This is a genomic window from Streptomyces sp. NPDC028928 (assembly GCF_055564915.1).
Map to the genome: position 1 here is coordinate 96,974 of NZ_JBVHVI010000015.1, position 22,869 is coordinate 119,842.

The following is a 22,869-nucleotide window of genomic DNA, read 5'->3' on the forward strand; positions in this document are numbered from 1 at the left end:
AGTGGCTCAGTGGACGGAGTGTTCCTCCAGCGGGAACGTTCCGCCGACGACGTCCTCGGCGAACGCCTTCGCCGCGTCGCCCATGACCTCACGGAGGTTCGCGTACTTCTTCACGAACTTCGGTACGCGACCGGACGTCAGGCCCAGCATGTCGGTCCACACCAGCACCTGCGCGTCCGTCTCCGGCCCGGCGCCGATGCCGACCGTCGGGATGTGCAGGACCCGCGTCACCTCGGCCGCCAGCTCCGCCGGTACCAGTTCCAGGACCACCGCGAAGGCGCCCGCGTCCTGCACGGCCTTGGCGTCCCGCAGCAGCTGCTGCGCCGCTTCCTCGCCGCGCCCCTGTACGCGGTAGCCCATCGCGTTGACGGACTGCGGGGTCAGCCCGATGTGGGCCATGACCGGGATGCCGGACTCCACCAGCAGCCGGATCTGTTCGTGCGACCGCTCGCCGCCCTCCAGCTTGACCGCGCCGACCCCGGCCTCCTTCACCAGCCGGGTCGCCGAGCGCAGCGCCTGCACCGGACCCTCCTGGTAGGAGCCGAAGGGGAGGTCGCCGACGATCAGGGCGCGCTGCGTGCCGCGGACCACGGCCGCCGACAGCATGGTCATCTCGTCGAGGGTGACGGGCACGGTGGTGTCGTACCCGAGATGGCAGTTGCCCGCCGAGTCGCCGACCAGGATCACCGGGATCCCGGCCTCGTCGAAGACGGACGCGGTCATCGCGTCGTAGGCGGTGAGCATGGGCCACTTCTCGCCCCGCTCCTTGGCGAGGGCGATGTCGCGGACCGTGATGCGGCGGGTGCCCTTCCCCCCGTACAGCGCCTTGCTGCCGTCGGAAGGCTTGTTCTGGGCAGCCGAAAGCTGCGTCATGGCAACGGCTCCTTCAGTCATCTCGAAGCGCCCTTACGGCGTCTCCGGACCGACTCCATGGTGGCACCTCGTGCCATCGGGGGCCAGGGGTACCCCCTGTGATCCCCCGCCAAGGGCGGGAACCCGGGGCCGGACAGGCCCCGGCGAGTAAGGCCTCGGTAAAAAAATAAGATACGAGACGGTTCCGTATCGGAATGATCGTAGGCTCGAACACATGACAAGTCCCGCCCCTGCCCCCCGAATACCGGAAGCGGTCCACCGGCGCCGCTGGGCGATCCTCGGCGTGCTGATGCTGAGCCTGCTCATCGTCGTGCTCGACAACTCGATCCTGAACGTCGCGATCAAGACCATCGCGACCCCCGCGCCGACCGGCCTCGGCGCCACCCAGAGCGAGATCGAGTGGGCGATCAACGCCTACACCCTCGTCTTCGCCGGCCTGCTGTTCACCGCCGGCCTCGTCGGCGACCGGATCGGCCGCAAGAAGGTGCTGCTCGGCGGCATCGCCGTGTTCGGCATCGGCTCCGCCCTCGCCGCCGAGTCCGGCTCGCCCGGCCAGCTGATCGCCTTCCGCGCCCTGATGGCCCTCGGTGCCGCCTTCGTGATGCCCGCCACCCTCGCCGTCCTCATGAACGTCTTCGAACGCGAGGAGCAGCCCAAGGCCATCGGCATCTGGGCAGGCGGCGTCGGCCTCGCCATCGCCATCGGCCCGATCACCGGCGGTGCGCTCCTCGACCACTTCTGGTGGGGCTCGGTCTTCTTCATCAACGTGCCCATCGTGATCGTCGCGCTCGTCCTGATGGCCTGGCTGGTGCCCGACTCCCGCGACCCGCGGCCCGGCCGCCTCGACCCGGTCGGCGTGGTCCTGTCCGTCGTCGGCCTGGTGCTGCTGGTCTACGGCATCATCAAGGGCGGCGAACTGGCCGACTTCACCGACGCCAAGGTGCTGGCCACGATCATCGCCGGCCTCGCCGTCCTGACCGCCTTCGTCGTCTTCGAGAAGCGCAGCGACCACCCCTCGCTGGACGTGACCTACTTCCGCAACAAGGTCTTCTCGGCCGCCATGAGCGCGATCGCGCTGGTCTTCTTCGCGCTGATGGGCGTCACGTTCTTCGGCGTCTTCTACACCCAGAGCGTGCGCGGCTACTCGCCGCTGGAGTCCGGCGTGCTGATGCTGCCGCTCGCCGCCGCCCAGCTGATCTTCGCGCCGCGCGCCCGGCTCGTGGTCGACCGGTTCGGCAACAAGGCCACCACCACCGGGGGCCTGCTGCTGATCGCGGCGACACTGGCCGCGTTCGCCGCCTTCGAGGCCGACACGCCCATCTGGCTGCTGGAGGTCGTCTTCTTCCTCATGGGCGCCGGCATGGCGCACATCATGACGCCGACCTCCGTCGTCATCATGCAGGCCCTGCCCCGCGAGAAGGCCGGCTCCGCCTCCGCGCTCAGCAACACCTTCCGCCAGGTCGGCGGCGCCCTCGGCATCGCCGTCCTCGGCTCGGTGCTCGCCACCTCCTACCGCAACGGCATCGAGGACAAGCTCGGCCTGCTGCCGCCCGGCCTGCGCGCCACCGCCGGCGAGTCCATCGAGGCCACCCTCGGCGTCGCCGAGAAGCTCGGCCCGCGGGGCGAGACCCTGGTCACCCCCGCCCACGACGCCTTCCTGCACGCCATGCACATCACCGCCCTGTGCGGTACGGGTGTCGCGCTGATCGGCGCCGTGGTGACCGCCCTGTTCCTGCCGGGCAAGCCGCCGGCCGGCCGGCCGGACAGCAAGGAAGCCGAACTGGTCGCGGCAACCGACTGACCGACCGCGCCGTCCGCCGGCGGGTCCCCGGCGGAGGGAGGCCGCTGCGGGACAATTCCCGCAGCACAGTGAGAGGACGGAACGACGTGAGCCTTGCCGACCAGCGGTCGCGCCCGGACGGACCCGCCCGGGGACGCCCGCGCAGCGAAGCCGTGGAACGCGCCATCCTGGAAGGCGTGATGAAGCTCCTGGAGGAGGGCGTGCCCCTCGCCGAGCTGTCCATCGAGCGGGTCGCGCGCACGGCCGGGGTCGGCAAGGCCACCATCTACCGCCGCTGGAGCGGCAAGGAGGAACTGTTCGTCGACGTCGTACGCGCCGCCGAACCCCCCGACCCGCAACTCCCCGGCACCTCCGTGCGCGACGACCTCGTGGTGCTGCTGGAGGCCCTGCGCCAGCGCGGACTCGTCAGCCGCTCCTCGGCGATCCTGCACAACGTGTACGCCCAGATGAAGTCCGCCCCCAGGATCTGGGCGGCGTACCACGCGAGCGTCATAGCGCCCCGGCGCGTCCTCGCCCTGGAAGTGCTGCGCCGCGGGCAGGAGAACGGCGAGATCCGCGCGGACGTCGACCTGGACCTGGCCAACGACATGTTCGTCGGCCCCATGCTCGTCCGCTCCGTGATGCGCCCCGAGGCCGACCTGCCCGAGGGCCTCGCGGAGCAGATCGTCGACGCGGTCCTGGAGGGCCTACGACCCGTCAGGTCCACAGCCTCGTAGCGCTCATGTGCGCGTTTCGTCACAGACCCCGCCAGTCCCGGGGCAACCGGAACTACCCGCCCCGGCTCGATCGTCCTCGTCTTCCGTACGGCCGTCATGGGACGGCGGGAACGGAGCCGATCATCCCCTAGGGTCGGAAGAGCACGGGGGCGAACGGTGTGCACGGCAGGCAGTGAGGCAGACGGTATGGCGCAGCAGGCGTACATGACGGAGACGGTGGGCGGCGGCTCGGAGCCCGAGCGACCGGGATCCCGGCTTCGGCGCCTCGCGCACCGCCTGTCCGCCGGCTGGCGGAACGATCCGCGGATCTGGCGGCGCGGCCTCGTCCTGGCCGCCTTGGCCCTGCTGCTGGCCCTGGTGATGCTGGTGCACGCCCACATCCCCAACGCGGTGGGCAACCTCGGCTCACTCACCGAGACGTTTCTGCCCTGGCTGGGCCTGGCCATCCCGGTGCTGCTGGTCCTCGGCCTGATCCGGAAGTCGGCGACCGCGCTGCTCGCGGTCGTCCTCCCCGCGATCGTCTGGCTCAACCTCTTCGGCGGGCTGCTGACCGACAAGGCGGGCAGCGGCGGCGACCTCATGGTGGCCACCCACAACGTCAACGCCGACAACCCCGACCCGGCCGCGACCGCGCAGGACGTGGCCGCCTCGGGCGCCGACGTCCTGGCGCTGGAGGAACTCCCCGCCTCCTCCGTCCCCGTCTACGAGAAGGCGCTCGCGCCGACGTACAAGTACCACGCGGTGGTCGGCACGGTCGGCCTGTGGAGCAAGTACCCGATGACCGGCGTCGAGGCCGTCGACATCAAGCTCGGCTGGAAGCGGGCCATGCGCGCCACGCTCGCCACGCCCGAGGGCCCGATCGCGGTCTACGTCGCCCACCTGCCCTCGGTGCGGGTGAAGATGGAGGCCGGGTTCACCGCCCGGCAGCGGGACAAGAGCGCCGACGCGCTGGGCGAGGCCATCGCCGACGAGCCGCTCAAGCGGGTCGTCCTCCTCGGCGACCTCAACGGCACGATGAACGACCGCTCGCTCAACGCCGTCACCTCGCAGCTGCGCTCCACGCAGGGCGCGGCGGGCAGCGGCTTCGGGTTCAGCTGGCCGGCGTCGTTCCCGATGGCACGCATCGACCAGATCATGGTCCGGGGCGCCGAGCCGGAGAGCAGCTGGACGCTGCCGCGCACCAACAGCGACCACCTGCCGGTGGCGGCGCGTGTGAAGCTCGACACGTCCTCGTAACCGGTTGGAATACCGGGCCCGGGAGACTTTGTTCCGCAGGTGAACATACGCTGTAACGGAACTCCGCTCTCCCCGCTTCGAAAGGCACAGGCCCTTCATGCCCCTGGCCCTGCTCGCACTGGCCGTCGGCGCTTTCGGTATCGGTACGACCGAGTTCGTGATGATGGGCCTCCTGCCCGACGTCGCGGACGACCTCGACATCTCCATCCCCACCGCCGGCCACCTGGTCTCGGCGTACGCACTCGGCGTCGTCATCGGCGCCCCGCTACTGGCGGCCGTCACCGCCCGCATGTCCCGCCGTACGGTGCTCATCTCCCTGATGGCCCTGTTCGTGGCCGGCAACGCCCTGTCGGCGTTCGCCCCAGGAAACGGCTCCCTGCTGGCCGCCCGCTTCCTCAGCGGCCTGCCGCACGGCGCCTTCTTCGGCGTGGGCGCGGTCGTCGCCACGGCGATGGTCCCGCCCGAGCGCAAGGCCCGCTCGGTGTCCCTGATGTTCCTCGGCCTCACCGTCGCCAACATCGCCGGCGTCCCCGTGGCCACGCTGATGGGCCAGCACCTGGGCTGGCGGGCGACGTTCCTCGGAGTGAGCGCGATCGGCGTGGCGGCGATAGCCTCCCTGGCCCTCCTGATCCCGCACGACGGAAAGCACGAGGCCGCCTCGACGGGCCTGCGCGGCGAACTGGCCGCCCTGAAGTCCCTGCCGGTCTGGCTGGCCCTCGCCACGACGGTGGCGGGCTTCGGCGCGCTGTTCGCGGCCTACAGCTACGTGACGCCGATGCTGACGGACACGGCGGGTTACGCGGAGACGAACGTGACCCTGCTGCTGGCCCTCTTCGGCGTGGGCGCCACGGCGGGCAACCTGCTGGGCGGCCGCCTGGCGGACCACTCGCTGCGCGGCACGCTCTTCGCCGGCCTGGCGTCGCTGGGTGCCGTGCTCCTGCTGTTCCCCCTGCTGATGCGGGCGGAGTGGAGCGCGGCCCTGGCGGTGACCCTGCTGGGCACGGCGGCGTTCATCACCGGCTCCCCGCTCCAGCTGATGGTCATGGAGAAGGCCGCGGCGGCCCCCTCCCTCGCCTCCTCGGCCAACCAGGCGGCCTTCAACCTCGCCAACGCCGGAGGCGCCTGGATCGGCGGCCTGGCCCTCGCGGCCGGCTTCGGCACGACGTCCCCCGCGCTCGCCGGCGCGGCCCTGGCGGTGCTGGGGCTGGGCGTGGCGAGCGTGGCGTACGCGGTGGACCGCAGGAGGGCGGCTCCGTCGGCGGGCCGGGTGGTGGCGTCCCGGGTTCCGCAGGAGTCGGGGGCGCTGCACGGCTGAGGCCGGGCCCGGGGGGCGGCTAGTCGCCGATGAACCACAGACAGCTGCCCGGCGTGGCCACACAGGCCTCCAGCATCTCGGCGAGGTCGAGCAGAGCGGCCTCCCGGAAAGGGTTGGCGCACTCCCGCACGAGGGCGGCCACCTCCGGAAGGGCCGCCCGCGCGTCCTGGTCGGTGAAGCGGGTGTCCCGGTAGGGGTCGATCTGCGCGAGCCGGCCCTGGGTCACCCCCTCGAGGGCCAGCGCGAGCATCTCCCCGTGCTCGTGGGACGTCCGGATCACGGCCTCCCGCTGTCGCCCTTTCCCCCGCGCCGCCGCCTGCTTGACGCGCAACTCCAGCTCTATGCCCATGGCACCTCCAAAGGTGAGTACCGGTACTCATCACAAGCCCCCGGGTGACGACGAGACTTGCGGCACACGTCGACACGGAAGGCCAGGCCGCCCATGCTCCAGCACCGCCGCACCTCAGTCCTACTCCTCGCCCTCGCGGCCGGAGTCGCGGCATCCCTGCTGACCGGCTGCGCCGGGTGGGGGAAGGAGCGGGTCTGCCGGTCCGGCGAGGACCCGGTGCTCGCCGTGAACGACTCGGGCGGCGACTGCGTACCCGAGGGCGAGAAGCCGGCCCCCGGCTGGGCGCGCTACCCCGAGGGCAAGGTGCCGGTGTACCTGGGCGACAAGTGGGACCGGTACTGGTCCGACAAGACCCTCGACGAGAAGGGCCGAGTCGTTCCGCAGCCGCAGCCGCAGTGATCCTTACGGCTGTGGGCAGGCAGCGGGTGACTGCCGGCGCGGGGAGGGCGTTCCCGTTGCCCGTGCTGGGGAGTTGCCGTGGGGCCGCTCGCTTCTCGGCCAGTGTCGGGCTTCCGCGAGGTGAGTCAAGGGCGCTCCCGTTCCGCTGCGCTCCACTCCCGCGTCGCCTTCGGCGATGGGCCTCCGGCCCACCCTTGACACACCTCGCTCCAGCCCGGGGAAGAAGCGAGCGAGCGGCCCGGAAAGGCGGTGGCCCAGCCCGGTACCGGGCCCCGGTGTCGGCTGCGTCCGCGCCGTGGGTGAGGGACGCGGTCCCGTCTCGCATGGACGCCGGGTGCGCTTGGCGGCTTGGGGCCCGGCGGGTGGGAGCCCGGTCGGCGTCCCATCAGTCCCTCTGGCCACACGGGATGGGTGATTGGCGGATCTGTGCCATCCCGCACCGGCATCCCATCCCGCTCACCTGCCCTTTCTCTCCCACCCTCCCTGGCACACATCTGCCAATCACTGTGCGTTCACGACACCCTGGCTGGGCAGGGCACGGCAGGGCTAGCGGTTGATCGTGTCCCGGGTCTGGGCGTAGACGGTCGCGTCGATGAGCAGGTCCGTGTGGCTGAGGCAGGTGGTCTCGGTGTTGGTCGCGCCGGACAGGGGGACGGAGCTGTCGGGGTTGATCACCGTGTCGCAGGGCGACCGCCAGGTCGCGTAGCGAACCGAACCGGGTGTCTCGTCGCCGGAGTTGAGCGCGGTGAGGAAGGCCGAGCCGATACGCATCTCGGTGCAGGACGTGTCCATGCAGGTGTTGGCGCTGTCGGTTCCGTGGTTCGGGCCGCCCAGGGACACCCAGGCGTCGACCTTGGCCGTTCCCGTGAGGTTCTTGAGGTAGTAGCGCGAGGAGAGCCCGCCCATGGAGTGGCTGACGATGTCGACCTGGGTGGCGCCGGTCGCCGCGAGCAGGCGGTCGACCTCGGTGGAGAGCTGCTGGGCGGTCGTGGCGTTCGACTGGTGCCAGTCGTAGGTCCACTGGTCCAGGTGGGAGGACGGCCAGCCGTCGTTCCTGAAGCGGGAGGCCATGGTGTTCCAGTTGCTGCTGTCACCGGTGTAGCCGTGCACGAAGAGGATCGGGTTGCTGCTGGACCGGAACGTGGAGCTGCCGGCCGCCCGCGCTGCGGGAGCCGGCGCCTGCACGGCGAGGAGGACGCCGGTCGCGGCGACGGCCGTGGACACGAGGGATCTGTTCAGAAGGGATCTCTGCACGGGGGCCTCACGGGGAGCGGTGGGGAAACGCGCCTGACGGCGCGACTGACGGGGACTGCGGGGCGTCTCCCGGGTTGCGGGAGTTGCGGGAGGCTGCGCAGGACACCGGTGTCGTTGAGGGGTGACGGGAGCGTACTGACCAGTAGGTATCAATGGTCAAGATGCGTGCGCCCAGTTTTTCACCCGCCCCCTTCACCCAGTGATTGGCGGATTTGTGCCATGCACTGGGAGAGAAAGCCCAGGTGAGCGGGCTGGGATACCAGAAGGGCTGGCCCAAATCCGCCAATCACCCCTCCCGTGTGATCCGAGGGACTGGTGGGGCGCCAGCCCGGCCCGCCCCCCGCCCCCCGCCCACCGGCCGGAAGCCGCTGAGCCGGCCCGGCGTGCTGGCGAGGCGCGTCCGCGCCCCTCGCCCACGATGCGAACGCAGCCGACGGCAGGGCCCGACGGACCTCAGCCGGCCACTTTCCCCGGGCTGCCCGCTCGCTTCTTACCCGTGCTGGAGCGGGCCGGGTCAAGGGTGGGCCGGAGGCCCATCGCCGAAGGCGACGCGGAACGCGCCCTTGACGCGGACCGTGGAAGCACGACACTGGCCGAAGAAGCGGGCGGCCCCACAGCCACGTATCGGCATCCGGTCACATCAGCTCCCCGCTCCCGCTCAGTTCCTCACCTCACACCACACCGTCTTCCGGTCCGGCCCCCGTTCCACGCCCCACCGCTCGGCGAGCGCGTCCACGAGAGCCAGTCCCCGCCCCGACTCCTCCGTCTCCGTGGCGGACAGCAGGACGGGCAAGGTGCGCGGCTCGGGGTCGGTCACCTCGATGCGGGTACGGCCGTGAAGCACCGCCGTACCAATGACCCGTACGGTCACCGGAGTCCCCTCCCCCAAGTGGTCGATGACGTTCGTCAGCAACTCCGTCGCACACAGACGGACGTCGAACCCGTGGTCCCGGAGGCGGTGGCGCAGGTCCGGTGCGGCCTTCGGCGTGGCGCGCAGCTCGAACTCCAGCAGCGTCATCACTCGGCCGCCGCCTTCCTCAACACGGCGGCCAGCGCACGCGCCGTGGCCGTGTTGCAGTTCCCGAGCGTGACGAGCCCGGCGGGCGGGGTGTACGTACCCGCGAAGCTCGGCAGGTCGACCCGGAGGGAGGGGAGCGTGATGCCGTGCAGGGCGAGCGCGGCACGGAGGTCCTCGACGCAGAGGGTCACGTCGTAGGCGGTGGGGGAGTGGTCCGGCATGAGAGTCGGCAACCTTCTGTGCGGTCTGTGACGAACACCTCACAGCGTGTCGCCAACCTCGCTACCGTGAAAGAGGTTTCGCGTTCGCGACCAGGGCAGCGGAGGAGGGTGAGCGGTGGCTCGCGGTAAGGACATCGACGGCTCGATGAGCGTCCCGACCTTCTACGGCAAGGAGTTGCGGTGGAAGAGGGAGGCGGCGGGGCTGTCGCTGGAGGCGTTCCTCGAAGGCAGCTTCTACGGCAAGACGTACCTCAGCGACATCGAGCGCGGGGAGCGGAGGATGCCGATCGATCTTGCTCGGCATGCGGATCGGGTACTCGACACCGACGGTTTCTTCGAGCGGCGTTGCGAGGATGTGAGGAGGGCGAGGACGGCGGGGCATCCCGCATATTTCGAGAAGGTCTTGGAGGCGGAGAAGTTCGCCCTGACCATCGAGGAGTGGTGTCCGACGCTCTTGCCGGGGCTGCTTCAGACTCCGGCCTACGCGCGGGCCGTCATCCTGGCCGGTCTCCCGCTGTCGTCCGACGCCGAGGTAGAGGAGAAGGTCAACGGCCGAACGGCGCGCGCCGACCTCTTCAAAGCGGACCACCACACCCCGGAGTACTGGGTCATCCTGCACGAGTCGCTGATCTTGGAGCCGATCCTCCCGCCGCAGGAAATGGCGGAACAACTTGACCGCATCGCGGAGCTGGCGGACCGGCGCCGTATCACTCCGCAGATTGTTCCGTGGAAGCAACGGGCGTATCCCTTGATGGCCGCCTACATCATGACCATGACGTTCCCGGATGCCCCACCGCTGGTGTACACCGAGGCGTCCTACAGCGGAGTCACCGTCGATGATCCGGCCCTCGTGGAGCGGTACCGCAAGGCATACGATCGGCTCAGGGCCGTCGCGCTGTCACCAGACACGTCCCTCGCCATGATCAAGGCCGCGGCAGAGGATTACCGAAATGGCAAGCAACCGGATCGACTTGAGTGAAGCTCTCTGGTTCAAGAGCAGCTACAGCAACGAAGACGGCGGCAACTGCGTCGAAGTCGCCCCCAACATCCCCGGCCTCATCCCCGTACGCGACTCAAAGGTCCCCCACGGCCCCACCCTCCTCCTCACCCCCACCGCCTGGACCCCCTTCATCACCGCCCTCAAGACCCCGTAACCCCGCAACGCAACGGGGGCGTGAGGTCCGAAGACCCCACGCCCCTTCAGCGAAGCAAGCCCAGCGACTTACCGCCGCCGGAACGACTGCACGTACCCACCCGCAGGCGAGCCCACGCCGGTGACGTCGTCGTAGCCCTTCACAGCCTTCAGCGAGCTGTCCTTGCCCAGGCTGCGAACCGAGGTCGCGAGGCCGCCGGAGGCGTCATAGCCGTTGACGAAGTCCACGCGGGCGACCGCCAGCCCCGACCCCGTCGGGTCGTCCGTGACGTCGTGGTAGACGCCCGCCTTGCCGTACTTGGCGTAGATCGACGGGTTGGCGAAGCCGATGGCCTTGCCGCCCCTCGCCTCCTGGGCCAGGGCCTGGACCGCGGCGATGACCGGGGCGGCGAGCGACGTGCCGCCGATGCGGTACTCGCTGTACTGCTCGGTGCCGTCCGGGAAGGTCTGCGTCTGGCCCACCAGGAAACCGGTGTTCGGGTCGGCGATGGCCGCAATGTCCGGGACGACGCGGTTGCCGGCGGCGTTGTTGGCGGTGGCCAGCGACTTCGGGACGACGCCCTTCTGGTAGTACGGCTGGGGCACCGTCTTGCTGGTGCCGCCGCCCGCGCCGGAGGTGAACGTGCCGGGGAAGCCGGCCCAGCTCTTGCCGTCGGCCGACAGCGAGGCCTTCTGGGTGCCCCAGCCGGTCTCCCACAGGTACTTGTCGCCCTTGCCGACGGCCAGCGAGGTGCCGCCGACCGCGGTCACCCAGGCGGAGTTGGCGGGGGTGTCGACCTGCTTCACACCGGTGTTGGCGACCTGGTCGCCGTCGTCGCCGGAGGAGAAGTAGAAGCCGATGCCCTGCACCGCGCCCAGCTGGAAGACCTGGTCGTAGGCGGCGGCGAGGTCCGGCGTCTGGTTGGCCTCGACGTCGCCCCAGGAGTTGGAGACGATGTCGGCCAGGTGGTTGTCGACGATCTTGCTGAGGGAGTCCAGCAGGTCGTCGTCGTAGCAGGACGAGGCGCCCACGTACGTGATGTCGGCGTTCGGGGCGACCGCGTGGACCGCCTCCACGTCCAGGGTCTCCTCGCCGTACCAGCCGGCGGCCCCGCACTCCTCGGTCTTGGTGTAGTTCTTCGGCAGCACCTGGTGCAGCTGGCCGGTCTTCCAGGCCGCGTCACCGTGCTTCAGCGCGTACGTGCCCGCGTCGTAGGCGATCGTCGGGGAGGCGTACGCGTCCGTGATCGCGATGCGGACGCCGCGGCCGGTGTACGTGCCCGCGCCGTACGCGGCGCGCAGCTGCTTGCCGGTGTAGCCCTTGACCGCGTACGGGATCTTCGAGCCGTACGCGTCCGGGAGGGTGGTCGCGAGGTTCGAGCCGTAGTAGGAGGAGAACGGGCCCGAGTTCTTGAACACCGCGTCCGGGGGCGGGAGCTGGTCGTCGTGGTTCGCCTTGTGCGGGGCGTTGTCCAGGCCGGTGACGGTCAGGACGGCGCCCTTGAGGGCGGCCGGGACCGTGGCCGCCGCGGCCGGGGCGCGGTAGGTCTTCGCGCCCTTGGTGAAGTTGTGCAGCTGGGTGCCGAACGCTTTCTCGGCGGCGGCCACGTCGCCGGAGACGGCGACGTAGTGCGGAGTGACCGCGGTGACGGTCAGACCGGCCGACTTCAGCCACGACGTGACCGCGCTGACCTGGGCCTTGGTGGCGCCGAAGCGGGCCTGGGCCTTCTTGGCGCTCAGGTACTTGCCGTACAGCGGCGAGCTGGGGTCGGACACCGCCTTGGCGTAGGCGGCGAGCCCGGCCGCGTCCTTGCCGGCGAGGTAGACGCGGGCCTTGACCTGGGCGCTGTCCGGGGTGGCGCCCTTGTCCGCCTTGGCCGTGGCCCACAGCGGCTTGGTGCCCTTCAGTACGTCACGAGCGGGGCTGTCCGCAGCGTGTGCCGCGGGTATGCCCAGCGCCAGCGCACCAGCGATCATGGGCAGTGTCGCTGCCATGCTCACGCCGGCGCGCACGGTGGCGCGGTTGGATCTCATAGAACCCCCTGCGATGCGGTTCGCATGCATGTAGTGGTCGGTACGTCGTGGATGCGCGCGCCGGCCCGCGGCGGTGTCGGCCGGCGAGTGGATCACACGGTGGGGGCCACTCTGTCGATGAACCGTTCATGTCAGGGGAACGCGGAAGTCAAGAGACGCTCAAGTAACCCGCCTCGTAGGGGGATTCGACGCTTTCGTCCGGACGGCGGCGTTACGAACGGGGTTGCGCGCCCCGCTCCTTGAGCATCCCGGCCATCAGTTCGATCTCCGGCTGCTGCGCGTCCACCATGCCCTGCGCGAGCCGCTTCTCCACGCCGACGGAGCACTTGGCGACACAGCCCTCGGCCATGTGGACACCGCCCTTGTGATGGTCCGTCATGAGCTGGAGGTAGAAGACCTCGGCCTGTTTGCCGCTGAGCGACTGGAGCTTCTTCAGCTCGGTGTTGGTCGCCATGCCCGGCATCAGCGCGCCGTCCTTGCCGGAGGCCATGCCGCCCATGCCCATCCAGGTCATCGGCGGGTCGGCGGACACCTTGGGCAGCTCCCACAGGTCGAGCCAGCCCAGCAGCATCCCGCGCTGGTTGGCCTGGGTCTGCGCGATGTCGTACGCGAGGCGTCGCACCTCCTCGTCCTTCGTGCGGTCCCGCACGATGTACGACATCTCGACGGCCTGCTGGTGGTGGACGGCCATGTCCCGCGCGAAGCCGGCGTCCGCCGACTCCGCGCCCGGCGTCTTCGCCTCCGGTCCGCCGGTGTCCTCGGCGACCGCGTACGTGATCGCGCCGGCCGCTACGAGCACCGCCGCCGCGGCCCCCGCGGCCCAGCCGATGTGCTGCCGCCTCACTTCATGACCCCGCCGGTGCACGAGGCGCCCGGCTCGGGCGTCTGCTTCCCCTGTACGTAGGTGGCGAAGAACTTGTCCACTTCCGGATCCTTGGCGCTCTTCACCGCCACCTGGTGGCCCCACGCCGACAGCACCAGCGGGGCGTCCTGGTTCTCGTACGGGCTCATCAGCGAGTACGGCGTCTTCTTCACCTTGGCCGCGAGCGCGTCGACGTCGGCCTTCGGCGCCTTGGCGGTGTACGTCACCCAGACCGCGCCGTGCTCCAGCGAGTGCACGGCGTTCTCGTCCGCCACCGGCTCGGTGTAGACGTCGCCGTTGCAGTTCAGCCAGACCGGGTTGTGGTTGCCGCCGACCGGCGGGTGCATCGGGTACGACACCTTGGTCGTCACGTGCGTCCGGGCCAGCTTGCCCGACCAGGTCTTCACGCCGTCCTTGCCGGTGGTGAACTTCCCGGAGTCCCCGGAACCCTTGGCGTCGCCGCTCGGCGTCGCCACGTCCTTGCCGGAGTCGTCCTGCGACTTCACCAGGACCACACCGCCGACGACGAGACCGGTGACGACCACCACGCTGGCGGCGATGGTGAGCACCCGGTTGCGGCGCTCGCGGGCACGCTCCGCGCGCCGCATCTCCTCGATGCGCGCCTTGCGCGCCGCGGTGCTGCTGTTCTTGCCGGAACCCATGAGGCGTGTCCTTCTGCGGAAGGGGACGTGGACGGTGGGGCTCGCTGATCGTAATGCGGCGGGGCCGCACTTCCGTAGGGAGGGCACAGGAACCGGATAATTTGAAGCGGGGATGCGTATTACCTACGCTCGCGGTATGCGGCTGCTGCGCTCCACCGACCTGGCCCTGCGTGTCCTGATGCGACTCGCCGTCGCCGCCGACGCCGTGCCCACCACCCGCCAGGTCGCCGCGGACATGGACGTCCCCTACACGCACGCCGCGAAGGTCGTCGCCGAACTCCAGCACCTGGGCCTGGTCCACGCCCGGCGCGGCCGGGGCGGGGGGCTGGCACTGACGGAGCGGGGGCGCACGGCGTCGGTGGGCGCGGTGGTGCGGACCTTCGAGGGCGACGGGGACGTGGTCGACTGCGAGGGGGCGCAGGGGACGGCCCCCTGCCCGCTGCGTTCCGACTGCCGGCTGCGGGGCGCCTTGCGGCGGGCCCAGGAGGCGTTCTACGCGGCCCTGGACCCGGTCACGATCGCGGACATCGTCACCGCCCCGACCGGCCCCCTGCTGCTGGGGATCTCCCGGGGGCCGGCGGTGCGGGACTGAGCCCGTCCTAGCCCTGTGCCAGCCACAGGTCCGGGCCGAACACCTCGTAGTGGATGTCCGCCGGGGCCACGCCCTTCTCGATCAGCTGGGCGCGGACCGCGCGCATGAAGGGCAGGGGGCCGCACAAGTACGCGCGCGTGCCGGGGTGTACGGCGATGTCCGTGAGGTCGACCAGGCCGGTCCGGGTGCCGGGCTCGGCGTCCTGCTCGTAGAAGAAGTGCACGGCGGCCTCGGGCAGCTTGCCGGCGTAGGCCGTGTGGTCGGTGCGCAGGGCGTGGTCGGCGGGGGAGCGGTCGCCGTGGACGACGGTGACCGGGGCGCGGTGGCCGCCGGCCGCGAGGTCGGCCAGCATCGCGATCATCGGGGTCACGCCGATGCCGGCCGAGGCGAGCAGCAGGGGCGTGTCCGGCTCGCCGGAGAGGACGAGGTCGCCGTACGGCTCGGACAGCTCCAGGACGTCGCCGGGGCGCACGCGCGCGTGGAGGTGGTTCGAGACCTCGCCGTCGGGCGTGGCCTCGCCCTGTACGCGCTTGACGCTGATCTGGCGCACCGCCTCGCCGGGGGCCCCGGTCAGGCTGTACTGCCGTATCTGCCGGGCGCCGTCGGGCAGGATGACGCCGACCGAGACGTAACTACCGGCGCGGAAGGCGGCCACCGGGCCCCCGTCGGCGGGCCGCAGCCGGAAGGTGACCACGTCCGGGGTCTCCTCGATACGCTCCTCGACCCGGAAGGCGCGGAAGCCAGGGCCGCCGCTCTCCTCGTACAGCCGCTTCTCGATCGCGATGAGCGCGTTCGCCATCAGCCAGTACACCTCGTCCCAGGCGGCGGCCACCTCGGGCGTGACGGCCTCGCCGAGGACCTCGGCGATGGCGGCGAAGAGGTGCTCGTGGACGACGTCGTACTGCTCGGGGGCCACACCGAGGGAGGCGTGCTTGTGGGCGATGCGGGCGAGCATCGCGTCCGGCCGCTGCTCCGGGTGGTCCAGCAGGTGCGTGGCGAACGCGGCGATCGAGCCGGCGAGGGCCTGCCGCTGGGTGCCGGCCGCCTGGTTGCCGCGGTTGAAAAGGTCGCGCAGCAGGCCGGGGTGGGCGGCGAAGAGGCGCGTGTAGAAGCGCTCGGTGATCTCGCCGATCGCCGCGCCGACGGCGGGCAGGGTGGCACGGACGGTGGCTGCGGACTGCTCGGTCAGCATCGGGACTCCTCGGAGAACTCGGCTGACTGGCACGCTATGAAAACTTGCATCTGAGATGCAAATTTAACGGGCGTGGTGTCGGTCACGGAGGAAGCGGGATCGGCCATTACGGATGGCGGTGCGAGCAGGCAAGATGGGCGAGAGCGCAGTACACCTGCCGTACGAGAGGCGTTCAGCACGGCGACGCTCGGGCGATCAAGGTCCGCAACGCGCGTGAAATGGTGTTGTGGTGGGATGCTCAGGTGCCCGACCGCCTCCCGTGGTACGGGGGACAGGCGGCCTGACCAGCAAGGATGGGGAAGCGGAAGATGGACAAGCAGCAGGAGTTCGTGCTCCGGACGTTGGAGGAGCGCGACATCCGGTTCGTACGCCTGTGGTTCACGGACGTGCTGGGCTTCCTCAAGTCCGTCGCCGTGGCCCCCGCGGAGCTGGAGCAGGCCTTCGACGAGGGCATCGGCTTCGACGGCTCCGCCATCGAGGGCTTCGCCCGGGTCTACGAGTCCGACATGATCGCCAAGCCGGACCCGTCCACCTTCCAGGTCCTGCCGTGGCGTGCGGAGACCCCCGGCACCGCCCGCATGTTCTGCGACATCCTCATGCCGGACGGCTCCCCGTCCTTCGCCGACCCGCGCTACGTCCTCAAGCGGGCCCTGGCGCGCACCTCCGACCTGGGCTTCACCTTCTACACCCACCCGGAGATCGAGTTCTTCCTGCTGAAGGACCGCCCGCTGGACGGCTCCCGCCCGACCCCGGCCGACAACTCGGGCTACTTCGACCACACGCCCACCAATGTCGGCATGGACTTCCGCCGCCAGGCGATCACCATGCTGGAGTCGATGGGCATCTCGGTGGAGTTCTCCCACCACGAGGGCGCCCCGGGCCAGCAGGAGATCGACCTGCGCTACGCCGACGCGCTCTCCACGGCCGACAACATCATGACGTTCCGCCTGGTCATGAAGCAGGTGGCGCTGGAGCAGGGCGTCCAGGCGACCTTCATGCCGAAGCCCTTCTCCGAGCACCCGGGCTCCGGCATGCACACGCACCTCTCGCTCTTCGAAGGCGACCGGAACGCGTTCTACGAGTCGGGCGCGGAGTACCAGCTCTCCAAGGTCGGCCGCTCCTTCATCGCGGGCCTCCTCCGCCACGCGGCGGAGATCTCCGCGGTCACCAACCAGTGGGTGAACTCCTACAAGCGCATCTGGGGCGGCTCCGAGCGCACGGCGGGCGCCGGCGGCGAGGCCCCCTCCTACATCTGCTGGGGCCACAACAACCGCAGCGCCCTGGTCCGCGTCCCGATGTACAAGCCCGGCAAGACGGGCTCGGCGCGGGTCGAGGTCCGCTCCCTGGACTCGGGCGCGAACCCGTACCTGGCCTACGCCGTCCTGCTGGCGGCGGGCCTGAAGGGCATCGAGGAGGGCTACGAACTCCCGCCGGGCGCCGAGGACGACGTCTGGGCCCTCTCCAACGCCGAGCGGCGCGCCATGGGCATCGAGCCCCTCCCGCAGAACCTCGGCGAGGCCCTGACCCTCATGGAGGGCAGCGACCTGGTCGCCGAGACCCTCGGCGAGCACGTCTTCGACTTCTTCCTGCGCAACAAGCGGCAGGAGTGGGAGGAGTACCGCTCGGAGGTCACGGCGTTCGAGCTGCGGAAGAACCTGCCGGTGCTGTAGGCGCAGGTCGGGCGGGTGTCCCGCCGAATCGATTCCCTGGGGCCGACGGTCGTGGACCGCCGGCCCCAGGGTGTCTCGGCATGGGCGTCACCGGGGTGGGTACCGCCCCGGCTCATTTGCCGCCTGCGGGGGCGCCGGCTTCGTCCATGCCGCTCGGTCTGCCGCCTGCGGGGGCGCCGGCTTCGTCCATGCCGCTCGCCCAGCCGCCCGCGGGTGCACCGCCGCCCTCGTCCACGCCCCCCGGTGTGCCGCCCGTGGGGCCACCGCAGGAGCCGCAGCCGGCGCCGGGGCCGGCTGGGTGCTGGCTGCCTGTGGTACCGCTGCCCGCGCCGGGGCCGGCTGGGTGCTGGCTGCCTGTGGTACCGCTGCCCGCGCCGGGGCCGGCCGGGTGCTGGCTGCCTGTGGTGCCGCGGCCCCCGGTATCGTGCCCGCCGCTGCCCCTCTTGGACGGCTGCATGGTCACGGTGCCGGTGTCCGGCGTGGCGGCGAAGGCGCTGGCCGGCAGCATCGCGGCTCCCGAGGTCAGGGCGGTAGCGAGGGTGAGCATCACGAGGTGACGCCTGTGAGATGTGCGAGGCATGGCAGTTCTCCTTCTGCTGAGAGACGGGAACTGCCGAGGGCCTCATCGGTCATGGGGCTCTCGGCAGCAGGACTCCCGTCCCGGAAACCGCGCCCCGGGCTTTCCCCGGGGGCGCGGCTCGGCGAGAGCCCGTGCATCGAGTAAGCCGCCTGTCGGCGTCCGGTGTCACCTCCCGACAATTCGTGACTTGACGGGTGTCACTCCGGGCGCAGGCACTCGATCTCGTAGTCCCCGCTGTCCTCGTCGATCGTCACGCCGTGGGTCTCGCTGCGGAAGCCCGGGAAGTGGCGGTCGAAGGTCTCCAGGGCGGTGAGGTAGCGCAGCAGGGGTCCGTCGGCGGCGCCGGTGGACTCGCCCGGCATGAGTACCGGGATGCCGGGCGGGGTGACCGTGACCATCGCCGCCGCCACCCGGTGCGCCGCGTCGGCGATCCGGACGCGTTCCGTGCCGCCCCGCACCAGCCGCTGGTAGCAGTGCTGCGGCGGGTGGACCGGCTCCGGGAGCTGCTGGAACGCCGTGTCCAGCAGCTCCACCAGGCGCACCGAGCGCAGCTGCTCGTGCATCTGCCGGCACAGCTCCCGCAGGGTCAGCCCGGCGTAGCGCTTCGGGTGCGCGGCGACCGCCTCGGGCAGGACGCGGTCGAGCGGGGCGTCGGCGTCGTACAGGGCCTTGAAGTCCATCAGGGCGTCCAGCAGCGTGCCCCACTTGCCCTTCGTGATGCCCATCGAGAAGAGGACGAGGGTGGTGTAGCTGTCCGTTTTCTCGACCACGATGTTCCGGGTGGCCAGGTACGCCGTCAGGACGCGCGCCGGGATGCCCTCCTCGGCCATCTCGCCGGTGGCGGTGATGCCGGGGCAGGTCAGGGTGACCTTGACCGGGTCCAGCATGCAGTGGCCCTCGGTCAGCCCGGGGAAGCCGTGCCAGGCGGCGCCCGGCTCGAGCAGCCAGCAGGACTGCTCGGTGCGCAGCAGCTCCGGCGGGGCCTCGTCGAAGGGCAGCCGCTCGCCCGTCGCCGGGTCGGTGACCTCCTCCGGCTGCCAGACGCCGAAGAACCACGGCGGCCGGTCCCCGGCGCTCGCCACCCGACGCCCGAGCCGCACCATCTCCTGCCGGAAGCGGATCGCCTCCGTCACCGCCTCGTCCACCAGCCACTCGCCCTGCGGCCCGTCCATCATGGCCGTCGCCACGTCCAGCGAGGCGATCATCGGGTAGAGGGGGGAGGTGGTGCCGTGCATCATCAGGGCCTCGTTGAACCGGTCGTGCTCCACCGGCGCCCGGGGCGCGGGCCGTACGTGCACCATCGCCGACTGGGACAGCGCGGCCAGCAGCTTGTGCGTGGACTGGGTCGCGAAGACCGTCGGCCGGTCCGGGCCGGGGAAGGCGTCCGCGTCCACCGACATGCCGTACCGGCCCCGGTACAGCGGATGGAAGCGGGCGTACGCGAACCACGCCTCGTCGAAGTGCACCCGGGGCGTACTGGCCGCGAGGGCCTGCGCGGCCGGTACGGCGGCGTAACTGAGCCCGTCGTAGGTGGAGTTGGTGAACACCGCGTACTGGGGGTCACGGGAGACGGCGCCCTCGGCGAGCGGGTGCGCGGCGATCCGGGCCGCGATCGAGTCCGCCGCCAGCTCGGCCGGGGGCAGCGGGCCCGCGAGACCGTACCCGTTGCGCGTGGGCACCAGGTAGACCGGCCGGGCGCCGGAGACCACCAGCCCGTGCAGCACCGACTTGTGGCAGTTGCGGTCCACCAGGGCGAGTTCGTCACGGGTGACGCTGAAGTGGCCGACGAGCCGGTTGCAGGTGGAGTCGCCGTGCAGCACGAAGTAGCTGAGGTCGGCGCCGAACACACGGGCCGCGTTGCGCTCCGCCTCCCCGATCGGGCCGGTGTGCTCGAACAGCGAGCCCAGTTCCTCCACCGAGATCGACAGGTCGGAGCGGAGCAGCCGTTCGCCGAAGTAGTCGTGGAAGGCGCGTCCGGCGGGTGACTTGAGGAAGGCGACGCCACCGGAGTGGGCCGGGGTGTGCCAGGAGTACTCGTGGGCGTCGTGGAAGCGGCGCAGCGCCCGGAAGAACGGCGGCAGCACGTCCTCCCGGTAGGCGCGGGCGGCGCTGGTGATCCGGCCCGCGATGAAGTTCGGGGTGTCCTCCAGCGGCCACACGTAGCCGACGACCGTCTCCGACACCCACAGCGGCAGGTCCCGCACGCCCTCCTCGGCCATGACCAGGAACACCGGCAGATCCCGGTACCGCCGCCCGATCCGCCGCAGCACGGCCGCCCCGCCACAGGCCCCGTCGAGGGTCTCGTCCGGCTTGGCGAGCGCGGCCCCGGGACCGTCCCCGACGGCCCGCGCGCCCCCGGGCAGATCCCAGGCGACCAGGGCCGCCGCCAGCCCCGCCTCGGTCCGCAGCACCGCGTCCGCGTCCTCCGCGCTGACCGCCCAGCGCACCCCGAAGCCGTCCGCCTCCACCGCGTCCCGGATCTTCCGCAGCTGCTCGGCCCCGGCGCCCTCGGCGCGCGGATGCTCCGGCACCGCGACCAGGATCCTGCTGTCGCCCATCCCGTGCCCTCACCTTCCCGACGGCCACCCGGCCGCCGCCCGGGAAAGTCTCCGGGCGACCGGGCACGACGACGGCAGCCGCGCACGGCAGGTCACCGTGATGACGGAAAAGCCGGCTCTCAGGATTGACGTCGCTGCCCGAGGTAAGCAGGCGACACGGCGGCCGGGCTGATCCTGCGCGCCCGCCCCGACCCGTTTGCCGGAACCTCGTACAGATCGGCGCCGTAGTCCCCGGGCAGCGCGTACACGACCGTACGGGCGTCCCGCCACACCGCCTGGTCGTCCACGCTCCGCGGCTCGGCGAGCGGCGTCTCGCGCAGCGTGCGCAGGTCCAGGACGTACAGGCGCCAGGGCGCGTCCTTCGACAGCCCCTCGACCCGCTTCTTGTAGGCGACGCGGGTGCCGTCGGGCGACAGGGACGGGCACTCCACGTTCGCGTGCAGCGTGGTGACGGTACGGCGGCGCAGGTCACCGCGGACCAGGTAGGTCCGCCCCTTCGTGGCGAGCGTCGCGTAGAACGTACGGTCGTCGTCCGCGAAGGTCACGCCCCAGAAGTTGACGTCCGCCGTCCGGTACGGATGCCCGTCCTTGACGATCCGGAAGGCCTCCAGGGAGGGGATCAGCTCCCCGCTGCGCGTGTCCGCGATCGCCGTGCGCGTGGAGAAGTTCGTCCCGGCGTACGAGTCACCGCCCACGAACGCCGTCCAGGCGGCGAAGTGCCCGCTGGGGGAGACCCGCGCCCGGGAGGGGATGCCCGGCACGTCGTACCGGTCCACGGTCCGCAGCCGCGCGTCCAGGATCAGCGCCCGATAGGTGTCCGACACGGCCCCGTGCACGGCCTGCAGACAGACTCCGGTGCCCGAAGCGGCGTGGAACCGCAGGCACGTGAGGCCGGAGGCGGTACGCGGCCCGCCCGGATCGTTGGCCGGTACGGCGGTCACCTCGTCCCGGTGCGGCCCCCACGCCATGTTCCGGAACACCAGCCGCCCGGAGTCACGCAGCGACACCGCGCCCGAGGTGACGCGCGGCCCGCCGGCCCGCACATGGTCACGGCGCTCCGCCCGGGCCGAGGCATGGAGCACGGACGCCACCCCCACCGCCGCCAGCACGGCGACGGCCGAGACCAGGATCAGCACTCGATGGCGTACGGTCATGCGGTCACGGTCCCCTTCGGGCGCAGGGTGAGGGAGAACGCGGCACACGCGGCCAGCGCCACCGCCGCGCCCGCCAGCGCCGCCCGGTCGCCCCACACCGTCCAGGCCGCGCCGAACAGCAGCGAGCAGGCGAACCGGGTCAGCGCCTGCCCGGTCTGTACGACGGCGAGCCCCGAGGAACGCAGCCCCTCGGGCACGCTGTCCGAGGCGGCGGCCATCAGCACCCCGTCGGTGGCCGCGTAGAAGCAGCCGTGCAGGGCGAGCACCAGGTACGGCAGGACGGGGCCGTGCCAGGAGGTGAGCAGCAGCCCGTACACCACCGACAACGCACCATGACCGGCCAGGAAGACGGCCCAGCGGCCCACCCGGTCCGCGAGCCGGCCGAGCGGCACGGCCAGCAGCAGGAACGCGGCGGCCGTACCCAGCGGCAGCAGCGCGAACCAGCGGTCGGGCACCCCGAGGCGGCGCTGGAGCAGCAGGTAGACGAAGGAGTCGCCGACCGTGGCGAGGCCCAGCAGCAGCGCGCAGACGGTGATCCGGCGCAGGTCACGGCGGCGCAGCAGGGCGAGGGCCGCACGGACGGTGGGCCGCGCGGCCCGGACGGCATCACCCCGCCCGCCCGGCACGAAGAGCACCAGCACCAGGACGCCCAGCACGGCGACACAGAAGCTCACGGTGAACACCGCGTCGTACCCGTCCACGGTGGCCCGCAGGATCAGGAACGCCACCAGCGGCCCGAGCAGGGCCCCGGCCGTGTCCATCGCCCGGTGCACCCCGAACGCCCGCCCGCGCGTCTCGGGAGTACTGGCCAACGAGATCAGCGCGTCCCTCGGGGCGGTCCGCAGCCCCTTGCCGGTCCGGTCGGCGGCGAGCACGACCCCGATCGGCGTCAGCGAGTGCGCCAGCAGCAACAGGGGCTTGCACACGGCCGAGATGCCGTACCCGATCCCGGCGACCCACTTGTGCCGCCCGCCGCCACGGTCGGCGAAGTGCCCGCCCACCAGCCGGACGAGCGCCGAGAACCCGTTGTGGATCCCGTCCAGCAGCCCGAACCCCAACGGCGACAGACCCAGCCCGCTCACCAGGTACAACGGCAGCACCGCCGTCACCATCTCCGAGGAGACGTCGGTGACCAGGCTCACCGTGCCCAGCGCGAGCACGGTCGGCGCGACCGCGGCACGGCGCCGCCCGGCGGAGGGCCGGACGGCGCCATGAGCGGACGTACCGGCACGACTGTCCGCTACGTACACG

The 22,869-nt window shown here is 71.3% G+C and carries 22 protein-coding genes; 9 read left to right on the forward strand and 13 right to left on the reverse strand.

From position 1 onward, the window contains the following. Nucleotides 1-6: 6 nt before the first annotated feature. A complete protein-coding gene (panB, locus tag ACZ4U1_RS31890) occupies nt 7-873 on the reverse strand; it encodes a 3-methyl-2-oxobutanoate hydroxymethyltransferase (protein ID WP_467907637.1) in 867 nt (288 codons plus the stop codon). A gap of 214 nt (nt 874-1,087) precedes the next feature. On the opposite strand from panB, the gene ACZ4U1_RS31895 reads away from it, so the two are divergent. The 4 genes from ACZ4U1_RS31895 (at nt 1,088) to ACZ4U1_RS31910 (ending at nt 5,941) form a co-directional block, all read left to right on the forward strand. Further along, nucleotides 1,088-2,674: an MFS transporter gene (locus ACZ4U1_RS31895; RefSeq protein ID WP_467907638.1), complete on the forward strand. Its 1,587-nt coding sequence runs from the start codon at nt 1,088-1,090 to the stop codon at nt 2,672-2,674. An 86-nt stretch (nt 2,675-2,760) separates the two neighbouring features. After that, nucleotides 2,761-3,390, forward strand: a complete 630-nt coding sequence (locus ACZ4U1_RS31900; RefSeq protein ID WP_467907639.1) for a TetR/AcrR family transcriptional regulator — start codon at nt 2,761-2,763, stop codon at nt 3,388-3,390. Nucleotides 3,391-3,576: 186 nt separating this feature from the next. Further along, complete coding sequence (locus ACZ4U1_RS31905) at nt 3,577-4,626, forward strand: endonuclease/exonuclease/phosphatase family protein (protein WP_467907640.1); 1,050 nt, start codon at nt 3,577-3,579, stop codon at nt 4,624-4,626. Between the two features lie 97 nt (nt 4,627-4,723). Continuing rightward, a complete protein-coding gene (locus ACZ4U1_RS31910; RefSeq protein ID WP_467907641.1) occupies nt 4,724-5,941 on the forward strand; it encodes an MFS transporter in 1,218 nt (405 codons plus the stop codon). Between the two features lie 19 nt (nt 5,942-5,960). Here ACZ4U1_RS31910 and ACZ4U1_RS31915 read toward each other — a convergent pair whose 3' ends face one another. Then, nucleotides 5,961-6,290 (reverse strand): hypothetical protein, encoded by a 330-nt coding sequence (locus tag ACZ4U1_RS31915; RefSeq protein WP_467907642.1) that lies wholly within the window; start codon nt 6,288-6,290, stop codon nt 5,961-5,963. Between the two features lie 93 nt (nt 6,291-6,383). On the opposite strand from ACZ4U1_RS31915, the gene ACZ4U1_RS31920 reads away from it, so the two are divergent. Then, complete coding sequence (locus ACZ4U1_RS31920) at nt 6,384-6,689, forward strand: SCO0607 family lipoprotein (RefSeq protein ID WP_467907643.1); 306 nt, start codon at nt 6,384-6,386, stop codon at nt 6,687-6,689. A 546-nt stretch (nt 6,690-7,235) separates the two neighbouring features. On the opposite strand, the gene ACZ4U1_RS31925 is transcribed toward ACZ4U1_RS31920, so the two are convergent. The 3 genes from ACZ4U1_RS31925 to ACZ4U1_RS31935 all read right to left on the reverse strand — a co-directional run bounded on the left by ACZ4U1_RS31925 (nt 7,236) and on the right by ACZ4U1_RS31935 (nt 9,182). Continuing rightward, nucleotides 7,236-7,943 (reverse strand): esterase/lipase family protein, encoded by a 708-nt coding sequence (locus ACZ4U1_RS31925; RefSeq protein ID WP_467907644.1) that lies wholly within the window; start codon nt 7,941-7,943, stop codon nt 7,236-7,238. A gap of 658 nt (nt 7,944-8,601) precedes the next feature. Beyond that, nucleotides 8,602-8,961 (reverse strand): ATP-binding protein, encoded by a 360-nt coding sequence (locus tag ACZ4U1_RS31930; RefSeq protein ID WP_467907645.1) that lies wholly within the window; start codon nt 8,959-8,961, stop codon nt 8,602-8,604. Beyond that, nucleotides 8,961-9,182, reverse strand: a complete 222-nt coding sequence (locus tag ACZ4U1_RS31935) for a hypothetical protein (protein ID WP_467907646.1) — start codon at nt 9,180-9,182, stop codon at nt 8,961-8,963. The genes ACZ4U1_RS31930 and ACZ4U1_RS31935 overlap by 1 nt, the downstream gene beginning before the upstream one ends. 115 nt (nt 9,183-9,297) lie before the next feature. Here ACZ4U1_RS31935 and ACZ4U1_RS31940 point away from each other — a divergent pair, with 115 nt between their 5' ends. Then, nucleotides 9,298-10,161 (forward strand): helix-turn-helix domain-containing protein, encoded by an 864-nt coding sequence (locus tag ACZ4U1_RS31940; protein ID WP_467907647.1) that lies wholly within the window; start codon nt 9,298-9,300, stop codon nt 10,159-10,161. Then, on the forward strand, nt 10,133-10,336 hold the full coding sequence (locus ACZ4U1_RS31945; protein WP_467907648.1) for a DUF397 domain-containing protein: 204 nt from the start codon (nt 10,133-10,135) through the stop codon (nt 10,334-10,336). The genes ACZ4U1_RS31940 and ACZ4U1_RS31945 overlap by 29 nt, the downstream gene beginning before the upstream one ends. Nucleotides 10,337-10,404: 68 nt before the next feature. Here ACZ4U1_RS31945 and ACZ4U1_RS31950 read toward each other — a convergent pair whose 3' ends face one another. The 3 genes from ACZ4U1_RS31950 to ACZ4U1_RS31960 all read right to left on the reverse strand — a co-directional run bounded on the left by ACZ4U1_RS31950 (nt 10,405) and on the right by ACZ4U1_RS31960 (nt 13,872). Continuing rightward, entirely contained in the window at nt 10,405-12,348 is a 1,944-nt protein-coding gene (locus ACZ4U1_RS31950; RefSeq protein ID WP_467907649.1) for a S53 family peptidase, read from the reverse strand. Nucleotides 12,349-12,559: 211 nt separating this feature from the next. Then, on the reverse strand, nt 12,560-13,192 hold the full coding sequence (locus ACZ4U1_RS31955; protein ID WP_467907650.1) for a DUF305 domain-containing protein: 633 nt from the start codon (nt 13,190-13,192) through the stop codon (nt 12,560-12,562). After that, on the reverse strand, nt 13,189-13,872 hold the full coding sequence (locus tag ACZ4U1_RS31960) for a DUF3105 domain-containing protein (protein WP_467907651.1): 684 nt from the start codon (nt 13,870-13,872) through the stop codon (nt 13,189-13,191). Before ACZ4U1_RS31960 ends, ACZ4U1_RS31955 begins: the two co-directional genes overlap by 4 nt. Before the next feature lie 136 nt (nt 13,873-14,008). Between ACZ4U1_RS31960 and ACZ4U1_RS31965 the strand changes: the two genes are divergently transcribed. Continuing rightward, the gene (locus ACZ4U1_RS31965; RefSeq protein ID WP_467907652.1) at nt 14,009-14,464 is read left to right on the forward strand and encodes an RrF2 family transcriptional regulator; all 456 of its coding nucleotides are present in this window, start codon (nt 14,009-14,011) and stop codon (nt 14,462-14,464) included. A 7-nt stretch (nt 14,465-14,471) separates the two neighbouring features. On the opposite strand, the gene ACZ4U1_RS31970 is transcribed toward ACZ4U1_RS31965, so the two are convergent. Continuing rightward, complete coding sequence (locus ACZ4U1_RS31970) at nt 14,472-15,656, reverse strand: globin domain-containing protein (RefSeq protein ID WP_467907653.1); 1,185 nt, start codon at nt 15,654-15,656, stop codon at nt 14,472-14,474. A 308-nt stretch (nt 15,657-15,964) separates the two neighbouring features. Here ACZ4U1_RS31970 and glnA point away from each other — a divergent pair, with 308 nt between their 5' ends. After that, nucleotides 15,965-17,326 (forward strand): type I glutamate--ammonia ligase, encoded by a 1,362-nt coding sequence (gene glnA, locus ACZ4U1_RS31975; protein WP_356343105.1) that lies wholly within the window; start codon nt 15,965-15,967, stop codon nt 17,324-17,326. A 112-nt stretch (nt 17,327-17,438) separates the two neighbouring features. On the opposite strand, the gene ACZ4U1_RS31980 is transcribed toward glnA, so the two are convergent. The 4 genes from ACZ4U1_RS31980 to ACZ4U1_RS31995 form a co-directional block, all read right to left on the reverse strand. Continuing rightward, the gene (locus ACZ4U1_RS31980; RefSeq protein WP_467907654.1) at nt 17,439-17,906 is read right to left on the reverse strand and encodes a hypothetical protein; all 468 of its coding nucleotides are present in this window, start codon (nt 17,904-17,906) and stop codon (nt 17,439-17,441) included. A gap of 197 nt (nt 17,907-18,103) precedes the next feature. Then, nucleotides 18,104-20,464: an Orn/Lys/Arg family decarboxylase gene (locus ACZ4U1_RS31985; RefSeq protein WP_467907655.1), complete on the reverse strand. Its 2,361-nt coding sequence runs from the start codon at nt 20,462-20,464 to the stop codon at nt 18,104-18,106. A 119-nt stretch (nt 20,465-20,583) separates the two neighbouring features. Next, nucleotides 20,584-21,618, reverse strand: coding sequence for a TolB family protein (locus ACZ4U1_RS31990; protein WP_467907656.1), 1,035 nt, complete (start codon nt 21,616-21,618; stop codon nt 20,584-20,586). Continuing rightward, on the reverse strand, nt 21,615-22,868 hold the full coding sequence (locus ACZ4U1_RS31995; RefSeq protein ID WP_467907657.1) for an MFS transporter: 1,254 nt from the start codon (nt 22,866-22,868) through the stop codon (nt 21,615-21,617). Before ACZ4U1_RS31995 ends, ACZ4U1_RS31990 begins: the two co-directional genes overlap by 4 nt. Nucleotide 22,869 lies beyond the last annotated feature (1 nt).

Coding starts and splice junctions, on each gene's coding strand:
- panB (WP_467907637.1), bottom strand. CDS start 873: ATGACGCAGCTTTCGGCTGCCCAGAACAAGCCTTCCGACGGCAGCAAG.
- ACZ4U1_RS31895 (WP_467907638.1), top strand. CDS start 1,088: ATGACAAGTCCCGCCCCTGCCCCCCGAATACCGGAAGCGGTCCACCGG.
- ACZ4U1_RS31905 (WP_467907640.1), top strand. CDS start 3,577: ATGGCGCAGCAGGCGTACATGACGGAGACGGTGGGCGGCGGCTCGGAG.
- ACZ4U1_RS31910 (WP_467907641.1), top strand. CDS start 4,724: ATGCCCCTGGCCCTGCTCGCACTGGCCGTCGGCGCTTTCGGTATCGGT.
- ACZ4U1_RS31915 (WP_467907642.1), bottom strand. CDS start 6,290: ATGGGCATAGAGCTGGAGTTGCGCGTCAAGCAGGCGGCGGCGCGGGGG.
- ACZ4U1_RS31920 (WP_467907643.1), top strand. CDS start 6,384: ATGCTCCAGCACCGCCGCACCTCAGTCCTACTCCTCGCCCTCGCGGCC.
- ACZ4U1_RS31930 (WP_467907645.1), bottom strand. CDS start 8,961: ATGACGCTGCTGGAGTTCGAGCTGCGCGCCACGCCGAAGGCCGCACCG.
- ACZ4U1_RS31935 (WP_467907646.1), bottom strand. CDS start 9,182: ATGCCGGACCACTCCCCCACCGCCTACGACGTGACCCTCTGCGTCGAG.
- ACZ4U1_RS31945 (WP_467907648.1), top strand. CDS start 10,133: ATGGCAAGCAACCGGATCGACTTGAGTGAAGCTCTCTGGTTCAAGAGC.
- ACZ4U1_RS31950 (WP_467907649.1), bottom strand. CDS start 12,348: ATGAGATCCAACCGCGCCACCGTGCGCGCCGGCGTGAGCATGGCAGCG.
- ACZ4U1_RS31960 (WP_467907651.1), bottom strand. CDS start 13,872: ATGGGTTCCGGCAAGAACAGCAGCACCGCGGCGCGCAAGGCGCGCATC.
- ACZ4U1_RS31965 (WP_467907652.1), top strand. CDS start 14,009: ATGCGGCTGCTGCGCTCCACCGACCTGGCCCTGCGTGTCCTGATGCGA.
- ACZ4U1_RS31970 (WP_467907653.1), bottom strand. CDS start 15,656: ATGCTGACCGAGCAGTCCGCAGCCACCGTCCGTGCCACCCTGCCCGCC.
- glnA (WP_356343105.1), top strand. CDS start 15,965: ATGGACAAGCAGCAGGAGTTCGTGCTCCGGACGTTGGAGGAGCGCGAC.
- ACZ4U1_RS31980 (WP_467907654.1), bottom strand. CDS start 17,906: ATGCCTCGCACATCTCACAGGCGTCACCTCGTGATGCTCACCCTCGCT.
- ACZ4U1_RS31985 (WP_467907655.1), bottom strand. CDS start 20,464: ATGGGCGACAGCAGGATCCTGGTCGCGGTGCCGGAGCATCCGCGCGCC.
- ACZ4U1_RS31990 (WP_467907656.1), bottom strand. CDS start 21,618: ATGACCGTACGCCATCGAGTGCTGATCCTGGTCTCGGCCGTCGCCGTG.